Raw genomic sequence first — 18,490 nt, 5'->3', positions numbered from 1 at the left:
TCACGCTCAAAAGCGGCTATAGATTGAAATAAATTATAGCTTATCAAAAGAAAGGGTTTACCAATCAAAAAGGACACTAAGTATGGCACTTAGTGTCCTTTTGGTTGTTAGTCAGTTATCACATCATACTTACTTTGCCTACCAACTGCGCTTCAGGGTAGGTTTCAATGGTTTCGGCTTCGCCACGGTTATCGCTGGCTAGCTTTTCATAAAGTAGCGGTAAGACAACCAAAGTGAAGAAAGTACCGATGAGCATGCCTGCGACTAAGATAATACCTATGCTGTTGCGCGCTTCTGCGCCTGCGCCGGTTACCAATACCAACGGGAAGTGACCAAGCACGGTTGCACCAGTGGTCATTAGGATGGGTCTTAGACGTGTGGCTGCAGCCCCTTTTACCGCCTCAAATTTCGATTTACCTTCAAGCTGTAAATGGTTCGCAAATTCAACAATCAAGATGCCATTTTTGGCTATTAAACCGATGAGCGTGATTAGGCCGATTTGGCTGTAAATGTTGACGGTCGTGAGTGATAAAAACGGCAGCATCAATGCACCTGCGAGTGCCAGTGGTGCGCAGCCGAGTAGTACCACGAGCGGATCTCTAAAGCTGTTGAACTGGATAGTCAGTAAGAAAAACACCACTATCATGGCAAATAGGAGTACGCCAACCATTGTATTGCCTTCTTTTCTTAGCTGTCTTGATTCGCCAGCGTAGTCAATGGAGTAATGGCTAGGTAAGACGTCTGCTGCAATTTCCTCTACCTGTGTGAGCGCTTGCTCTTTGGTTATGTGTGGCAGTGTGCCTGCCAATATTCTAAACGAGTTTTGCTGATTGAATGAGCCAAGCACTCTAGGACTTGTAAAGGTACGCAAGGTGGCAAACGCTGAAATTGGAATAAGATCGCCAGCATCCGTCCTTACTTGCATATTAAGAATGTTCTCAGGATTGTACCTTTCGCCATCGCCCACAATGGGAATGACGCGGTAGGCTTTGCCTTCTTTGTTGAAGTAGTTGGCAAAATTATTCGACATATAAATACTAAGTTGCTCGTTTACCGACGACAAACTGAGACCTAAGTCAGCAACCAGCTCTCGGTCGATTTCAAGCTCGGCTTGCGGCAAGTCGATTTTTAGGTCGGTATTGACGAACATAAAGCTGCCACTGGCGGTGGCGCGTTGAATAATCTCATCGGCGTACTGCTTCATCGCGGTTGGGTCGTCACTGGCACGGAATACTACCTCAACGTCAAACTGTCCTGCGGTAGGAAGCGATGCTGGCAGAATAGGGAATAAACTTAGCCCGATCACGCTGCCTAACCGACCGTATAGGTCGTATAGTAAGTCGTGTACTGAGTTTTCTCGCTCATCAAATGGTGCAAGCTCTACACCACCAAAACCCGCTGCCGCCGTAATAATCTGCCAAGTAAACTCAGCGCCTTCAGTGGCGTTCATGACCTCGGCAGTGTCATTCATTTTCGCTGAAGTATAAGCTTGAGAAGATTCAGGTGGTGCTTCCACTACGACTTGAATACTGCTTTGATCTTCGATGGGGGCTAACTCTTTTTGTGATAACAGGTAAAACGGCACCGACAATAAAGAGAACACGATAGCGACAAAAAAGACCTGTGGACGCCACTTAAACAAGGTATCGAGCGCACGAAAGTAGAACGCTTGTAATCGATCAAAATAGCCATTGACCTTTTGCGTTAATTTACCTTCTTTACCGCCTTCAGGGTTAACGTAAGCACTCATGATGGGCGACAAGGTAATAGCAACTAGTCCAGAAATTAATACCGCAATGGCTAGGGTGAACGCGAACTCTCGGAATAAGAACCCCGTTAAACCTGTTAAAAATCCGATTGGCGCGTAGACCGCTGCAAGGGTCAGCGTCATGGCAATTATTGGGACGAGTAATTGACGTGAACTGATAAGCGCGGCTTGTAATCTGGGTTTGCCTTCGCGCATATGACGCGCAACGTTTTCAACCACCACGATGGCATCATCCACTACTAAACCAACAGAAAGCACGATAGCCAAAATAGTCAGTAGGTTGAGTGAAAAGCCCATCGCTGAGATCACCGCGATTGCGCCTAAAATCGAGATAGGAATGGTAACCAGCGGCACCATGGCGGTTCTAAACGAGCCCATCATCGCGAGCACAACAATCCCCACGAGTAGGACGGTTTCCCCAAGCGTGGTGAAGATTTCTTTTATGGAATCACGCATATAAAGCGTGCCATCGTAGCCAATTCTTAGATGCATGCCGTCGGGTAAGATGGTATTAATCTCATCAATCTTTTTATACAGCGCATCACCAATATCGATTTCATTGGCACCTGGTAATGCCCACACCGCTAAGAATACCGTATCGTGGTCATCAAGGCGTGCGGTTACCATGCCTTCGGCCTCACCGAGTTCTACCGTGGCGATGTTACCAAGCTTGAGTTGCGTGCCATCAATTTCTTTTACCACTAAGTTGTTAAAATCTGCTACCGTTTTTAACGAGGTATTGGCCATTAGGTCGATGCGTTGTCTGTTATTTTCACTGTAACCTAAGGTGGCAATGGTGTTGTTTGCTTGTAGCGCGGCAAATACATCGCTGGCACTTACGCCATAGATAGCGAGTTTTTCGGTATCGAGCCAAATTCGCATTGCTGGATCGCGGCCACCTTCCAGCGTCACTTTTTGTACACCGGGAATATCAGACATAGAAGGGACAACATTTCGGATCAAATAATCGCTCACGTTATTACGTGGCAGACCTTGAGATTCCACATCGAGATAGAATACCGCATACGGACTATCGGCACGTACGATTTGAATGGCTGGATCTTCCGCTCCGCTGGGTAACTCAAACTTAATCTGGTTTAATCGGGTGGTCAGCTCAGCCAAGGCATCGGTGGTACTATGATTAAGTTCAAGCCAAGCGGTAACTTTGCTAAGTCCCGAGGTAGTTATCGAGTCTACATAGTCGACGCCAGGAACAGTAGAGGCCACTCGCTCGATTGGCTCGGTAACATAGCCTTTAACGACGTCTGCGGCAGCGCCTGTATAGACAGTGTTGATCACCAGTGAGGCACTTTCTATTTTTGGATATTGCTGCACCGATATATCTCGGGCGGCATTAAAACCCGCTAGCACAATAAGCAATGACACCACGATCGCCAGTACCGGCCGGTTAACAAAAATATCCATGATAGACGGCTTATTTTCGTGTAATGCGCTCATTACTGGCCTCCGTTATTGCCATCAATAGCGGCAACCTGAACGGTATAAACCAGTAAGTTTTCTTGTAGCTTGAATGCCCCTTCAGCAGCAATAAACTCACCACCACGCAGGCCAGATAGTACAAGTTGCTGGTCGTTGACCTTATCGCCTAATGTGATTTTTACCGGTTTTGCCCGCCAATTTTGGCTGTCGTCCTTTTCAAGTACATAAACAAACTCGCCAAAGTGATTGCGCGTAATTGCATTGGTTGGCACTACTGCGGCGCTTACGACCTCGGTTGGTACATTGACTAACACCATTTGATTGTGGCTGAGTGTGCCATCGCTGTTTTGTAGCTCAGCGCGATAACTTTTTTGACGCGATGCGACATCGACCATTGGCATTTTGGCTGATACGCGAGCAGGCTTTTGGCCGCTGGCATTAGAAATTGCCACGCTAACGTCTTCGCCTATGTTAGGTTGTGGTAAGGTTTGTGGAATTTTGAAATCCACCCAAATGCTGTCGTCTAATCCAACCAAGAAAGTGATTTCGCTATTGGCATCAAGTAATTGACCAACCTGATATTGTTCTAACCCCGTTTGACCCGGGTAAGGGGCACGAATGGTTTTTTTCTCGATTAATGTGGTTAGTCGTTTTACGTTTGCCTGATTAATTGCCACCTCAGCCTCGGCTTTGTCCACCTCATCTGGGCTGATCCGCTTTTGTTCTAGTAATTTGGCAACCCGTTGATAGGTTGATTTAGCAAGTTTTACTCTAGCTTTAGCCGCTAATAGATTTGCCTCATCAATGCTGCTATCTAAGCGCAGTAATACTTGGTTCGCTGCTACTTGCTCACCGGGTTTAAAACCGACGAAAGTGATAAGACCGGGATACTCGTTACTAATGGTGACGGTGCGCTTGGCATGGAGCTGACCTACAACCTTAACCGATTTAATATGCTCAGTGGTTGATACATACGTGCTTTTTACCGAAGCCGAAGGCTCCGGAAAAGACTCCCCAAAGGCGATTGCCGCTTGGATTTGTGTAAACTTCACAAAACCAAGGCTGGTAATAACGATGAGAATGATGACAACGGCCATAAGCCAACGTTTGATATTCATTGTGATTTCCTTAAGTTAACGAAGCTCGAGCGCTTGCAATTCTTTCTCTATGCGTACCAGTGAATCTTGAGTGATAGGTTGTTGCCATGGATAACTGTTAAGTAATCGCACCGTGCTGCGAATAACAGGATCATTAAGCTCAAGTGGTGCGAGCAATGAAGCCGTGCCCTCAACAATTTGCTTAGTTTGTTGCAAGCGCAGTACTTGCTCATACCCTACGGTAAGCGCCCATCCGGTGATGATGATTTCTTCTATCATGTCGTGTAGATCTGGTGTAGCTTGCAACTCACCTGCTTCAATGCCATCAATCAGCGCTTGTTTAAACACGTTTTCACAGCCACCACAGGATGCGATAATTTTATTGGTCCAAAACTCAGAAGCCCTTTTTATCACCGCCTCATTGGTAGAGTAGGACTGTAATTCATAATCAAAAGAGAAGCGTTTTAGCTTTTGTGGCGAGATAAGACACACCGCGAGCATGCGTTCTGGTGTGCTAAGTGGTAACGACAATACTTGCTTAAAAACACTGGATGTATGGGTAAAAGACTCATAGGCCAGCGCCATTACTAGGTCTTCTTTGGTCTGCACAAACTTATATATTGAGCCCATAGACAATCCTGCAAGCAAAGAGACTTTTGCCATCGTAAAGTCAGTGACTGAAGACTCATTAATGCATTGTTCCGCAGCGTTTAAAATCATGCGTTGCTGGGTTTCTTTATCATATTTAGGTGCCGGTGCCATCGTTTCTCCTTAGAGCTTGAACCTTATTCGAATGTCATTCGAATAAGGTTCAATTATAGAGAGCATTTTTAAAAGTGCAATAAGTAAACAGAGTTTTGTTTGCTTGAAAGTGCGATTTAAAGATATCGAAGGGAGTGGAATGAAGGCGCTGTACGGCGTTCCTTTGACAGAACGCCACGCTAATTGTTTAGTGATTTAAAATCCAGCTTTTAACGGGCTTTAACCACTCGTCTCTCGGGAGATAGAAAGCGCCGTGTTCTTTTCCAGTTGAAATAGAAAGCTCTGTAAAGCTTTTGAGGTTTGTTGAGCGGGCTTTCACAAAATCGCAAGAACCTACTTGATCTGAGGTTTCGTAAACAGACAACACCTTGCCGTAGAGCTGAATTTCGGTTTTACTTTTGATAAGCCCAGCGCAGCCAGCTAGTACCACGTAGTGAATGGCATCATTTTTTAATGCATCACTTGCCATTATCGTTAATGCACCACCGCGAGAAAACCCCACGAGCGTAATGTTGCTGGCGCTGACGCCTGCATCCAGTAAATTGCGGACCTTACTAACCAAGGTTTTTGTATACGTTTCTGGTGCGACGCCTTTAGGTCGGTGCTCAGCAATTAGCGTATAGGCATCGTCGCTTAATGCTTGTTTGATGGCTGGAAAGTCATATTTACCCCAGCGCTTATGAATAGGTGTTTCATTATCACCTTCAACGATATAGCCATGAGAGTAAAAAACGTATTTGGCGGATGGATTAATCTGCTCTGGTACATCTGGGTAAACTGCTGTTGCTGAGGCGATTGATGCCACGCAAGCAGCTAAGGTGGAGCATACAGCACGTAGTAAAGGATTCATTTTTGAGTCTTTTTAGTTGATGTAGCGAGATGGTAGCCAAGCTTTGATAAAAGAAGCAAGCGTAGCGCGATGGGTTATTTTGTATGAGAGAGTTATGAGAACGAGTTTATTTTGTGAGATCCGACTCATTTTGTGGGGGCTGGCTCATTGTGTGGAAGCGAGTTCACCTCGCGATCTTTTTACTGCTCGCCGCGTAAAGCGGCTCCGACGTTTCAGCTTATGCTGTCGAGATAAATCTCGACCTACAAAACGCGTTAGTGGGAACGAGTTGACCTCGCAATCTTTATATCATTTGCCGCTTCAGGCTTACGCCATTGCCAGCTCGCTCTTATCACCCATCCAGCGCCAGATAATCGGGTCAACAATATCGCTGTGGTTTTTTAGCACGGTAAAAGCGAGGCTTCTCACTTGTGGTAATAAATGTTTATCACGACTAAGATCGGCAATTTTTAACTCTGCCAATCCAGTTTGTTTTGTACCAAGCACTTCACCCGGGCCGCGGATCTCAAGGTCGCGCTCAGCGATGACAAATCCGTCGTTACTTTCTCTAAGCACCCCCAAACGCTTTTGCGCAGTGACCGACAGTGGCGCATGGTAAAGCAGTAAACAATGTGATGCGATTTGTCCGCGACCAACACGGCCGCGTAATTGGTGAAGCTGCGCCAGACCCAAACGCTCAGGGTTTTCAATGATGATAAGGCTAGCATTGGGTACATCCACGCCAACTTCAATCACGGTTGTGGCAACCAGCACATGGGTATGACCTTGTTTAAACTCGTCCATGATGGTCTGCTTTTCTTGGGCTTTCATACGGCCATGTACCAGCGCAATATTAAGTTCAGGCAAGGCTTCGGCAAGTGCTTTGGCGGTGTCTTCTGCGGCTTGGCATTGTAGCGCCTCCGACTCATCTATAAGCGTACATACCCAGTAAACTTGACGCTTATCTTCAACACAGGCCTTTTGTACTTTTTTGATCACTTCATTGCGTCTGGTGTCTGGCACGGCGACGGTTGTGATTGGTGTTCTGCCCGGTGGTAGCTCGTCGATAATTGAGGTTTCAAGATCTGCATAGGCCGTCATTGCCAAGGTTCTCGGGATTGGGGTTGCAGTCATCACCAGCTGATGCGGATAGCAATCGCCAAACTTTCCCTTTTCTCTTAGCGCTAGGCGCTGATGCACACCAAAACGATGTTGTTCGTCGATGATGATAAGCGCAAGGTTAGAAAACTGTACTTGCTCTTGGAATAACGCATGGGTGCCGACCACCATCTGTGCTTGCCCTGAAGCAATACGCTCAAGCGCATGAGTGCGTTCCTTACCTTTGGTTTTACCACCCAGCCATACGGTTTCTATACCCATAGGTTCAAACCAATTAAGGAAGTTGATGCCGTGTTGTTCGGATAGGATCTCAGTGGGTGCCATCAGTGCTACTTGGTAACCCTGTGCGATAGCCGTTAACGCGCTAAGCGCTGCCACAAGCGTTTTTCCTGAGCCAACATCCCCTTGCACCAATCGCATCATGGGGTAGGGATGTTGTAAATCACCTTTGATCTCTGCCACTACTCGACTTTGGGCATTGGTGGGGGCAAATGGCAAGGCCGACAAAAACTGGGCTTCAAGTGGATTGGTGGGCACTAGTGCAACCGCTTTTACCGCTTGGCCTTTTTGCCTAAGCTTAAGCAAGCTGAGGTTTTGCGCCAATAACTCTTCAAACGCCAAACGTGCTTGCGCGGGATGTTGCCCTAGCTCTAATTGCGCTAAATCCACTTCCTGTGGTGGACGGTGCAGTAATAACAGCGCCTCTTTTACGCTTTGCTGCGATGGCCGATATTGCGCTGGTAAATAGTCTGGTACATCATATTTGCGCAGTAACTCAACGGCTTGATCGGCAATTGCCCGAATGCTCAGTTGCTTTAATCCTTCGGTGGTAGGATACACTGGGGTAAGCGTCGCAAGACTCGGATCGCTCGGTGCAGAGCGCGTCTCTTTGATGCTGTATTCTGGATGCGCCATTTCAAAGCCATAGTGACCACGGCGAACCTCACCAAAACAGCGGATCACTTTGCCCGCTTGCATGGCATTTTTTTGTGCCGCATTAAAGTTGAAAAAGCGCAGCGCGATCCGCCCCGTCCCATCATTAACATAACACACCAACATGCGGCGTTTGCCTTGCGTGATTTCGCTGCGTTCAATCTCGGCTTCAATACTGACATGGCTATGCGCTTGCAGCTCGCAGATAGGATAGGTACGCGCACGGTCTTCGTAGCGTAGCGGAAGGTGAAATAACATGTCTTGCACCGATTGAATGCCAAGTTTGGCCAAACGCTCGGCCGCTTTTGGGCCTACGCCCTTTAATTCGGTGATTGGATAAGTGGCCAAATTTGGTGTCGACATGCTAATCCTCTAGCGCGATCCGCGTTATTTATTTCTTCTGCGTAAACTTAAGAATGTCCCAAAAAGCGTCGTCTGCAACGATTTCACCGTGCTCATCAAGTGCCGGGTAAGGTAGCCCTTTTTCGCGACAGCGGGTTGCAATGATTGGGTGACATCCTTCAAATAGTAACTTATGTTTTACCACAGGATCCATCATATCTGTACGTTTGTACAGTCCTGCTGCATCTCTTTGGCGCTGCGCCTCGTATAAAATAAGCGCTGCAGCAACAGACACATTGAGTGATTGCACCATACCTTGCATTGGGATCACGATGTGTTGATCAGCATGCTCAAGTGCGCGCTCTGAGATCCCTAAACGCTCTTGACCCACTACAATAGCGGTAGGTTTGGTGTAATCAATTTCACGAAAATCAACGGCGCTATCGCTCAGGTTGGTTGCTAATAATTGTACACCTGGGTTTTGTTCACGGATTGTCGCAACAGCTTGGTCGATATGCTCATGCATATGGGTTTCAACCCAATTTTTGCTGCCGCCAGAGGTATTGTTTGTTAACCGTCTTTGATCTTGTGGCCATACTGCGTGTACGTGGTGACAGCCAACCGCGTCTGCGGTACGCACAATCGCTGACAGGTTATGGTGCTTATGTACTTCATCTAGGCACACTGTGAGGTCGGTTTGGCGTCTATCTAATACGCTTTTTACACGATGGAATCTATTCTCGGCCATCTACTTACTACTCTAATCAAAAAATTCCCGCGATTATAACAAAAAAGAAGCTAGGGCATAACGGTGCGCTGAATTGGGTTTTGCAGCGAGATTAGTGTTTCGGTTGACTGGATAGACTCAATGGTTTGCACTTTATTGATTAGCACATCTTGAAGGTGGTCGATGGAGCGTGCCATCACCTTGATAAAAATGCTGTAATTGCCCGTGGTGTAGTAGGCCTCAACAACTTCTTCAAATTCTTTTAAACGTGCAATGGCTCCCGGGTAGTCGCCAGCATGTTTTAAGTTTATTCCGATAAAACAGCAGACATCATAACCAAGTCGTTTGGCATTAATGCTCACTTGAGTCCCTTCAATGATCCCCGCTTGCTTCATTTTTTCTACCCGAACATGGATGGTACCGGCGCTAACAGCAAATCTTTTTGCTAATTCCGCGTAGGGCGTTCGTGCATTTTCTTTTAAAGCGTGAAGGATGGATCTATCCAGATTGTCGATCTCATAATTTTCCATGTAAATATCCATTAACAATTATCGTTTATATAAAATTTATAGCATATTTTTGATGAAAATAATTATGTAAAGGTGTTTTTGTTACGGGTTATTGATGTTTGTGTCGATTTCTTTAAATATAGACTCAACAAAACGACAAATTCGGGAATGAGGACCTAACCATGTTGAGCAAGTATCAAGAGACACAAAAACAGATAGCACGAGTAAAACAAGTATTTTCAGCACAGCTAACCGAGCAATTGGGTTTAGTTGAAGTACAAGCGCCTATCTTGGCGCGTTTGGGCGACGGTATTCAAGACAACCTAAGTGGCCACGAGCAGGCGGTACAGGTAAAAGTGAAAACGCTACCGGATGCGCAGTTTGAGGTAGTGCATTCACTTGCTAAGTGGAAGCGTAAAACACTAGGCGATTATGGTTTTGCTAAAGGCGAAGGCCTCTATACGCACATGAAAGCACTACGCCCTGACGAAGATAAGCTATCGCCAATCCATTCTGTCTATGTGGATCAGTGGGACTGGGAAAAGGTGATTTGCGAAAACAGTGAGCGTTCGCTGGCAAAATTAAAAGAAACGGTAGAAACCCTTTATCGCTCAGTTAAAGCAACTGAAAAAGTGGTTGAGGATGAGTTTGGTATTGCGGCATTCCTTCCTGAGAAAATTACGTTTGTGCACAGTGAAGAATTACGCACTATGTATCCAGATTTCACAGCCAAGCAACGTGAAAAAGCGATTGCTCAAGAATATGGCGCGGTATTTTTAATTGGTATTGGTGGTGAGCTTGGTGACGGTAAGATTCATGACGTTCGCGCGCCGGATTATGACGATTGGTCAACGCCAACGTGCGACAAATATCAAGGGCTGAATGGTGATATTTTGGTCTGGAACCCAGTGCTAGAAGACGCATTTGAAATCTCGTCAATGGGCATTCGTGTTTGTCCTGATTCGCTTGCAAGACAGCTTAAATTAACCGATGACGAAGCACGCTTGAGCTTAGATTGGCACCAACAGTTAGTTGCGGGTGAATTACCACAAACCATTGGGGGTGGTATTGGCCAATCGCGTTTAGTGATGTTGTTGTTGCAAAAGCAGCACATTGGCCAAGTGCAAGTGGGTGTATGGCCTGAAGAAGTACGTAGCAGCGTAGCTGATTTGCTTTAAACAGATCGCGAGGTGAACTCGCTCCTACGGGGTGAATGCATTGGTAGGCGCTGCTTTACGCGGCGAGCAGTGAAAAGATCGCGAGGTGAACTCGCTCCTACGGGGTGAATGCATTGGTAGGCGCTGCTTTACGCGGCGAGCAGTTAAAAGATCGTGAGGTGAACTCGCTCCTACTGGGCGAATACCTTGGTAGGTGCCGCTTTACGCGGCGAGTGGTTAAAAGATCGCGAGGTGAACTCGCTCCTACGGGGTGAATGCCTTGGTAGGAGATGCTTTACGTGGCGAGCAGTTAAAAGATTGCGCGGTGAACTCGCTCCTACTGGGCGAATACCTTGGTAGGAGCTGCTGCTTTTCGCGGCAAAATAACATTCTGTTTTAGAGGAATAAATTTAGCACAGTGATAGGTTTCTGGGTTACTCACAACGCTGAATTTATTCCTCGATTTTTCCTTATTCTCATCCCTAGTGTATTCTTATACGTTACTCGGTATAATGCCCGCTTTTAGCTCTGCGGCAGACTTGAGTAAACCAATACCACTCGGCCGGTACTAATTGTTGAGAATGACTATGACATCACCTACACGCGGTAATCTGTTTATCCTTTCTGCGCCTTCTGGTGCGGGTAAATCAAGTTTAATCAAAGCGTTATTGGAAAAGCACGACGATATTAAAGTGTCGGTGTCTCACACTACGCGCGCTCCTCGTCCAGGCGAAGAAAACGGCGTACATTACCATTTTGTCTCGGTTGATGAATTTAAGCAGCTGATCGATAAAGGCGATTTCTTTGAGTGGGCGCAAGTATTCGAAAATTACTACGGCACTTCAAAACAAGCGATAGAAGATCAGCTTGCCGCCGGTATTGATGTGTTTTTAGATATCGATTGGCAGGGTGCGCGTCAGGTGCGTGAGTTGATGCCTGAAGTAAAGACTATCTTTATTTTACCTCCTTCAACTGCGGAGCTAGAAAAGCGCTTAAATGGTCGTGGTCAAGACTCTCAAGAAGTAATTGCAGGTCGCATGGCTGAAGCGAAATCAGAAAGCTCACACTATAACGAGTTTGACTATATTCTTGTCAATGATGACTTTGAGCAAACACGCGGTGAACTTGAACATATTGTTATTGCCGCAAGACTTGAGCAACAAGCACAGTCTATCCGTCATCAAGCGCTTATCGCTGACTTGCTAAAATAATTACTTTTTAACCATCAATACTTGGCGAAAGGCTAGACATACAGTAAACTAGCCTTTTGCATAATGAACTGAATTTGGAGTGCTTCGATGGCTCGCGTAACTGTAGAAGATGCAGTAGATAAAATTGGTAACCGCTTTGACTTGATTTTAGTAGCAGCGCGTCGCGCTCGCCAAATTTCTGTAGGCGGTAAAGATCCTATGGTTGATGCTGAAAACGACAAGCCAACCGTAATCGCGCTACGTGAAATTGAGCAAGGTTTTGTAACCACTGACTCGCTTGATATTATCGACCGTGAAGAGCAGCAACACCAAGAAGCTGCAGAGCTTGCTGCAGTAGCTGCAATCGTTGGTGGCAATCGCTAATCCAACCACTGTCTAGATTCAATAATGCCAGCTTTTTTGCTGGCATTATTGTTTTATACCAATTGGTATTAATCGCCAGCAAATTACACAACGCGTAACGCCTTTAACTTCCTAACTAGTGGCATAAATTGTTCATTGGCATTGCTGGTGTTTCATCGTATATTCTTAAGTAACTAGCTTGTAACCCGTTTTATACTCGCCGAGTATAGCTTCTCTGAAACATTGGAGTGTGAATGTATCTGTTTGAAGGCCTCAAAAAGAAAATCTCAGAATATTTGTCACCAGAAGACGTCGATTTGGTGCAAAAAGCCTATGTCGTGGCCCGTGAGGCACACGAGGGACAGACGCGCTCTAGCGGTGAGCCCTATATCACTCACCCAGTAGAAGTAACCCAGATCCTTGCGAGCATGAGGCTTGACCATGAAACACTCATGGCTGCGCTTATGCACGATGTTATTGAAGACACTGACTTTAGCCAAGACGATTTAGCGGAGATCTTTGGCGATACGGTCGCTGAGTTGGTGGAAGGGGTGTCAAAGCTCGATAAACTGAGCTTCAAAGATAAAAAAGAATTCCAAGCCGAAAACTATCGCAAGATGATCATGGCGATGACGCAGGATATTCGTGTCATCCTTATTAAACTTGCAGACCGAACGCACAATATGCGAACGCTAGGCGCTTTGCGTCCTGATAAGCGCCGTCGAATTGCCCGCGAAACATTAGAGATTTATGCACCAATTGCAAACCGCCTTGGTATTCATGATATTAAAAATGAGTTAGAAGATCTCGGGTTTCAGGCGTTATATCCAATGCGCTATCGTGCGTTACGTTCAGAAGTCGCCAAAGCACGTGGTAATCGTAAAGAAGTGATCAGCAATATTCAGTCTGAGATTGAATCTAGATTGGAAGAAGCGGGTATTCAAGGCTCTGTAAAAGGCCGTGAAAAGCACTTATACAGTATTTACCGCAAGATGTTGAATAAAGAGTTAATGTTTAACGAGGTGATGGACATTTACGCCTTTAGGATCAATGTCGACAACCTGGATACTTGCTACCGTGTGCTAGGCGTTGCACATAATTTATATAAGCCAATTGAAACTCGCTTTAAAGACTATATTGCCGTACCGAAAACCAACGGTTACCAGTCGCTTCATACGTCGCTGGTAGGCCCGCACGGTATTCCGGTAGAAATCCAAATTCGTACTCATGATATGGATCATATGGCGGATAAAGGGGTAGCAGCGCACTGGATGTATAAAAAGTCAGGTGATAATGCCGGCCATACCGCGCAGCAGCGTGCGCGTCAGTGGATGCAAAGCTTGCTTGAGCTACAGCAAAGTGCAGGCTCGTCTTTTGAATTTGTGGAAAACGTTAAAACCGAATTATTCCCAGAAGAAATTTACGTCTTTACGCCAGATGGCCGCATTGTTGAGTTACCAATGGGGGCGACGGCGGTTGACTTTGCCTATGCCGTGCATACCGATGTGGGTAATACCTGTGTAGGTGCTCGTGTAAACCGTAAGCCTTATCCATTGAGTAAAGCGTTGGATACTGGTCAAACTGTCGAGGTTATTACTAGCTCAGGTGCACACCCTAACGCTACTTGGCTGAACTTTGTGGTAACGGGTAAAGCACGCCTTGGGATCCGCAATTACCTCAAGAGCCAACAAGAAGAAGAAGCGATCCAACTAGGCCGTCGTTTGCTCGACTCGGCATTGGGTGAGTATAAGCTAGATGATATTGCTCAAGAGCAAATCGACAACGTACTTGAAGAGCATAACCTCAATACCTTGTTGGAGCTGCTGGTTGAGATTGGCTGTGGCAATATCATGAGCGTATTGATAGCGAAGCGTTTACTGCAAGATGATAATGCGGTAGAAGATATTGCTAAACGTGCTAAAGCCGCGATAATCGGAACAGAAGGCATGTTGGTAACCTATGCTAAATGTTGTCGTCCTGTGCCGGGTGACGCTATCACAGCATATATGAGCCAAGGCAAAGGCCTAATGGTTCACCGCCAAGAATGTAAAAATATTAAGGGTTGGCGCAACGAGCGTTCGAAGTACTTCGTCGTGAAGTGGGAAGACAACCCAGAGAAAGAATATATAGCAGCGCTGCGTGTGGAAATTATTAACCACCAAGGTGCGTTGGCTAAATTAACCAATGTGGTTGCGACGACTCAAGCTAATATTGTCGAAATCGCAACGGACGAAAAAGAAAGTAATTTATACGTGATTGATTTAGGTATTACCGTGAAAAACCGAATTCATGTTGCTGATATTATGCGCCGAATTCGAGTGATGCCAGATGTACAACGCGTGTATCGTAAAAAATAAAGGAACATTAATGAACAAAGCTATTATTTCAACAGATAAAGCGCCAGCAGCAATTGGCACATACAACCAAGCGGTAAAAGTTGGTACTGCGGTCTATTTATCTGGCCAAATTCCATTGGTACCAGAGACAATGGAATTTATTTCTGAAGATTTTGCAGAGCAAACGCACCAAGTGTTCAAAAACCTTATCGCAGTATGTGAAGAGGCTGGTGGCGAGTTACAAGATATGGTTAAGGTTAATATCTTCCTAACTGATTTGAGTAACTTTGCAACGGTCAACGAGATCATGGCTCAGTATTTTAGAAAGCCATACCCAGCTCGTGCTGCAATTGGTGTAAAAGAACTACCAAAAGGCGCACAGGTTGAGATTGACGGTATTATGGAGTTGCCTTCAACTAACTAACCTCAGGTTAACTAATTGTTAGATATATCTCTTCGCTCCAGTGTCAATCGCTGGAGCGGCTTTTCAAAAAGCCAACACAGTCCATTCATTTTCCCCTCGCTTTACAATTACAGGAAGTCCCATGACCGCAGCCAGCGCACTTACTAGCCGTGCATTGAAATTAAAAGCAAGTACTGCTGATCTTCATGACTGTATAGATAACAGCATTATGGCAAAAGACCCGTTTGCCAGCATTGAGCGTTATCTCCAGTTTTTAACCCTTCAATACCTGTTTCTTAAAGATGTCGCTGCATTATATGAGCACCGTGAACTCTCTATGCATATTGACGATCTCAAATCGCGCCGACGGCTTGGGTTGTTGGAGCAGGACTTTGCTGACTTACAGCACACATTACCTGTGCCGTCTTTGTCGCCGTTTATCACAACTTCAACTGAATTTGCCACTGCTTTGGGAGCGCTTTATGTCGTTGAAGGCTCTAAGGTCGGGGCCGCGATGCTTGGGCGTCAAGTGCAGGCGCGTTTGCCCGTCACAGGTGAATATGGCGCGCGTTACTTAGCAGGCCCCGGTGCCGGGCGCGGCAGTGCGTGGCGTCACTTAATTCAATTTATCGATACGGTTGAGTTAACCTGTGCACAAGAAGATGCATTGATCACCGGCGCTCGTCAGGCCTTTATGCGTTTTCAGCAGTATCAAGCAGAGGTCTATGCTTAGGTAAGTGAGATGATTTTTTAGCGGCTGAGAGTGCCAATCAAGCTTGATTGGCACTCTTTTTTATTGATTTATGAGGTTTAGAGCTCAAATGGCGCGACGCCTCTGGCTTCCATCATATAACCTGTTTGCGCGATGTCGCCCTTCCAAGTAGAAACCTTAATCGTGCCACTGACTGTGATTGCATCATATAGGCTCTCAATCGGAACACCACCTTTTATTTTGACATGAACGATTTGATTTGGCGGCGGCGGCGGCACGTGAATACAAGCGCCAAAGTAGGGAACCAACAAAAATTCTGTGATCACTTCACTGTCACCTTCAAGTGGCACAACAAAGCCGGGTAAGCTGACTAGTTGACCATCTAACTCTTTGACGACTGGGGCATCTAAATCAGGTTGCACCCAATTTTGTTCGGCGCCATCATGGCTTGCTGCGTCTTGATTGCTGATCTGGACATGCCCTTTTGGAATTAAATCTTCCCAGAATATCTCTTTAGGTGGTGCCGCATTTGCGATACCACTGAATACCATCGCAGTGATGAATGCAATGAAGTAAAAAACGTGAGTTCGTGCGGTTAACTGCATCTTGATCCTCTTAGGTTTTAATTTGCATGCCATCGGCAAGCGAGTAAAAATAAGCACGGGCGGCAGGAATGGCGCCGATCAAAGTACCTGCGCCTATAATAACGCTTAGTAGCGTGAGTTCATAGGTTGAGAGCGCTGAGATACTGAGGACTACGCCAAATTGACTTTGTAGGCCGGATTGAGCAGCAATGAGCAAGGCATAAAAAAGCGCTACACCGAAAGCACATCCTAACACGGTGATAAAAATCGCTTCGCTAATGAGAAGTGTAAAAATATGCCAAGGCCGCGCACCAACGGAGCGTAGGATAGCGAGTTCTCGGCGCCTTTGATTCAACGTGGCGAGCAATGAGGTTAACATGCCAAGCAAGCTTATCAACACCACAGCAAGGGTAATGAGAAGCAAGATTTTTTCGACAATATCTAGCATTTCCCACAATTCTCTCAATGTCACCCCCGGCATGATTGCCAGTAAAGGCTCTCCTTTATATTGATTAATATTTCTGCGCACCTGCAGGGTATAAAGTGGTGACTCAAAACCAAGTAAAAATGCAGTGATTTGCTTTGTTGAACCGATTAAATCACCGGGCTTAGAGTCGAGGTTGTGAAGTAGGGCACTATTGTTTTTACTGTCATGCTCATGCTCATGCTCATGCTCATGCTCATGCTCATGCTCATGCTCATGCTCGTGGTGCGTTTTTTGTGCAACCATTCGAGATGGCTTGTTGTGCCCTGTGCTATGCATGCTCTCTATGGCACTTAACGGCACATGTAGTGTTTTATCCACCGGCGTTCCCGTGGCTGCCAAAATGCCAGAAATAACCAGCGGATTATCATCATGATGATGGAAACTGGTATTGCCCATACCGTGAGAAATGACGATTTTTTGCCCTAGCTGATAACCCAGCTTTTTTGCGACCATAGCCCCAAGCACCACTTCTTGGCCATTGTGAAATGGTCGACCAGCGGCAAAGGTGAGGTGCTGCTTTTTAGCGTATTGATAATGGCTGAAGTAACTTGCATCTGTACCCAGCACAGCAAAGCCTTTGTGGCTATCGCCTAAGCTAATGGGAATACTCCACGCAACGCCGCGCTGTGCCTTGATATACTCGTAACTTTGCCATTGTACGGCATTATTGGCGTGACCAATTCTAAATACGCTTGAAAGCAAAAGCTGAATATCACCAGTACGTGCGCCGACAATCAAGTCAGTACCAGAAATAGTATTCGCAAAGCTGGATTTTGCGTCTTGACGTACACGCTCAACCGACAGCAGTAACATGACACTAATTGCAATGGTTACTAGCGTTAGGGCGACGCTGGCTTTTCGGTTTAGCGTACTTTTCCACGCAAGTTTGATTAGCATAGCGATGCTCCTTGTTGTAAATCAGGCAAGCTTATTTGCCTATCAAATAACGGCGCTAAGCTTTTATCGTGACTGACAAAGAGAATAGATGCACTGTAAACCGCGGCTTGGCTAAAGAGTAATTTAATAAAGCCATCACGGCTGTCGGCATCGAGGGCTGAGGTTGGCTCATCGGCAATAATGATTTCGGGCCTGCCAATAAATGCACGAGCGGCGGCTACGCGCTGCTGTTGGCCAATACTTAACTCCGCGACACTGCGCTGCTGAGTGTGCTCGTCTATACCAAGATCACAGAGCAGAATCTTGGCTTCTTGCTCAAGCGATTTATTCTGTGAGGAAATGTTTTGCCTGCGCTTTTTGGAAAATTCGCAGCCAAGGGTAACGTTTTCAATAGGCGACAAATAGGGCAACAAATTAAAATTCTGAAAAATAGTACCTATATGGTCGGCTCTACACTTATCTCGTTGGCCACGGCTCAGTGCGCTCGCGTTTGTACCTGCAATTTCAATTACTCCCTGCTGGCAATCCAAGGTGCCGGCAATCAATCCAAGCAAAGTCGATTTACCGCTGCCGCTTGGACCATGTAAAAACACGTGTTCACCTCGGGCGATATGTAGCTTAGGTATGGTTAGCACTGGGGTGCTCGACTTAGGCCATGTAAACTGTAATTGAGATATCGTAAGCATAACGCCTCAACGCTGGTAAATAATATTGTGATGGTATAACAAGAATGACTAAAGCAAAACCAAGTTAAGCTCAACAACAAGCGTGTAAGTTAAATTGTGATTTTTGTTCAGCTCGACTATTATAGCGACCCTAACCCCCTCATTATTTT

Annotated in this window: 16 protein-coding genes; 6 read left to right on the top strand and 10 right to left on the bottom strand. The window is 46.0% G+C overall.

Annotation, left to right across the window (positions count from 1 at the left end; translation table 11 throughout):
• Positions 1 to 118: 118 nt before the first annotated feature.
• From NH462_RS08200 to asnC, 7 genes are all read right to left on the bottom strand, one after another.
• The gene (locus NH462_RS08200; RefSeq protein ID WP_253105344.1) at positions 119 to 3,226 is read right to left on the bottom strand and encodes an efflux RND transporter permease subunit; all 3,108 of its coding nucleotides are present in this window, start codon (positions 3,224 to 3,226) and stop codon (positions 119 to 121) included.
• Entirely contained in the window at positions 3,226 to 4,326 is a 1,101-nt protein-coding gene (locus NH462_RS08195) for an efflux RND transporter periplasmic adaptor subunit (RefSeq protein ID WP_253105342.1), read from the bottom strand. Before NH462_RS08195 ends, NH462_RS08200 begins: the two co-directional genes overlap by 1 nt.
• Before the next feature lie 15 nt (positions 4,327 to 4,341).
• Positions 4,342 to 5,067, bottom strand: coding sequence for a TetR/AcrR family transcriptional regulator (locus NH462_RS08190; protein WP_253105340.1), 726 nt, complete (start codon positions 5,065 to 5,067; stop codon positions 4,342 to 4,344).
• Positions 5,068 to 5,254: 187 nt separating this feature from the next.
• A complete protein-coding gene (locus NH462_RS08185) occupies positions 5,255 to 5,917 on the bottom strand; it encodes an alpha/beta hydrolase (protein WP_253105338.1) in 663 nt (220 codons plus the stop codon).
• A gap of 306 nt (positions 5,918 to 6,223) precedes the next feature.
• Entirely contained in the window at positions 6,224 to 8,311 is a 2,088-nt protein-coding gene (gene recG / locus NH462_RS08180) for an ATP-dependent DNA helicase RecG (protein WP_253105336.1), read from the bottom strand.
• A 28-nt stretch (positions 8,312 to 8,339) separates the two neighbouring features.
• On the bottom strand, positions 8,340 to 9,038 hold the full coding sequence (gene trmH / locus NH462_RS08175) for a tRNA (guanosine(18)-2'-O)-methyltransferase TrmH (RefSeq protein ID WP_253105334.1): 699 nt from the start codon (positions 9,036 to 9,038) through the stop codon (positions 8,340 to 8,342).
• 50 nt (positions 9,039 to 9,088) lie between these two features.
• Complete coding sequence (asnC, locus tag NH462_RS08170; RefSeq protein ID WP_010374296.1) at positions 9,089 to 9,547, bottom strand: transcriptional regulator AsnC; 459 nt, start codon at positions 9,545 to 9,547, stop codon at positions 9,089 to 9,091.
• 161 nt (positions 9,548 to 9,708) lie between these two features.
• Here asnC and asnA point away from each other — a divergent pair, with 161 nt between their 5' ends.
• The 6 genes from asnA to NH462_RS08140 all read left to right on the top strand — a co-directional run bounded on the left by asnA (position 9,709) and on the right by NH462_RS08140 (position 15,708).
• Positions 9,709 to 10,704 (top strand): aspartate--ammonia ligase, encoded by a 996-nt coding sequence (gene asnA / locus NH462_RS08165; protein WP_253105332.1) that lies wholly within the window; start codon positions 9,709 to 9,711, stop codon positions 10,702 to 10,704.
• Between the two features lie 566 nt (positions 10,705 to 11,270).
• On the top strand, positions 11,271 to 11,894 hold the full coding sequence (gene gmk, locus NH462_RS08160) for a guanylate kinase (protein ID WP_010605867.1): 624 nt from the start codon (positions 11,271 to 11,273) through the stop codon (positions 11,892 to 11,894).
• 87 nt (positions 11,895 to 11,981) lie between these two features.
• A complete protein-coding gene (gene rpoZ / locus NH462_RS08155) occupies positions 11,982 to 12,257 on the top strand; it encodes a DNA-directed RNA polymerase subunit omega (protein WP_010374289.1) in 276 nt (91 codons plus the stop codon).
• A gap of 233 nt (positions 12,258 to 12,490) precedes the next feature.
• Positions 12,491 to 14,593: a bifunctional GTP diphosphokinase/guanosine-3',5'-bis pyrophosphate 3'-pyrophosphohydrolase gene (spoT, locus tag NH462_RS08150; RefSeq protein WP_010605866.1), complete on the top strand. Its 2,103-nt coding sequence runs from the start codon at positions 12,491 to 12,493 to the stop codon at positions 14,591 to 14,593.
• Between the two features lie 10 nt (positions 14,594 to 14,603).
• The gene (locus tag NH462_RS08145) at positions 14,604 to 14,996 is read left to right on the top strand and encodes a RidA family protein (RefSeq protein ID WP_010374286.1); all 393 of its coding nucleotides are present in this window, start codon (positions 14,604 to 14,606) and stop codon (positions 14,994 to 14,996) included.
• A 121-nt stretch (positions 14,997 to 15,117) separates the two neighbouring features.
• Positions 15,118 to 15,708 (top strand): biliverdin-producing heme oxygenase, encoded by a 591-nt coding sequence (locus NH462_RS08140; protein WP_253105331.1) that lies wholly within the window; start codon positions 15,118 to 15,120, stop codon positions 15,706 to 15,708.
• Between the two features lie 77 nt (positions 15,709 to 15,785).
• Here NH462_RS08140 and NH462_RS08135 read toward each other — a convergent pair whose 3' ends face one another.
• The 3 genes from NH462_RS08135 to NH462_RS08125 are packed head-to-tail and all read right to left on the bottom strand — an operon-like array spanning position 15,786 to position 18,341.
• Positions 15,786 to 16,292 carry a DUF3299 domain-containing protein gene (locus NH462_RS08135; protein WP_253105330.1) on the bottom strand — a complete coding sequence of 169 codons (507 nt, stop codon included), beginning with the start codon at positions 16,290 to 16,292 and terminating at the stop codon, positions 15,786 to 15,788.
• 10 nt (positions 16,293 to 16,302) lie between these two features.
• Entirely contained in the window at positions 16,303 to 17,655 is a 1,353-nt protein-coding gene (locus NH462_RS08130) for an ABC transporter permease (RefSeq protein WP_253105329.1), read from the bottom strand.
• Positions 17,649 to 18,341: an ABC transporter ATP-binding protein gene (locus NH462_RS08125; protein ID WP_253105328.1), complete on the bottom strand. Its 693-nt coding sequence runs from the start codon at positions 18,339 to 18,341 to the stop codon at positions 17,649 to 17,651. The genes NH462_RS08130 and NH462_RS08125 overlap by 7 nt, the downstream gene beginning before the upstream one ends.
• Positions 18,342 to 18,490 lie beyond the last annotated feature (149 nt).

The organism is Pseudoalteromonas sp. OANN1 (assembly GCF_024124685.1).
GTDB classification, from domain to species: Bacteria; Pseudomonadota; Gammaproteobacteria; order Enterobacterales; family Alteromonadaceae; genus Pseudoalteromonas; species Pseudoalteromonas piscicida.
This window is presented reverse-complemented; position numbering and strand designations above follow the sequence as displayed.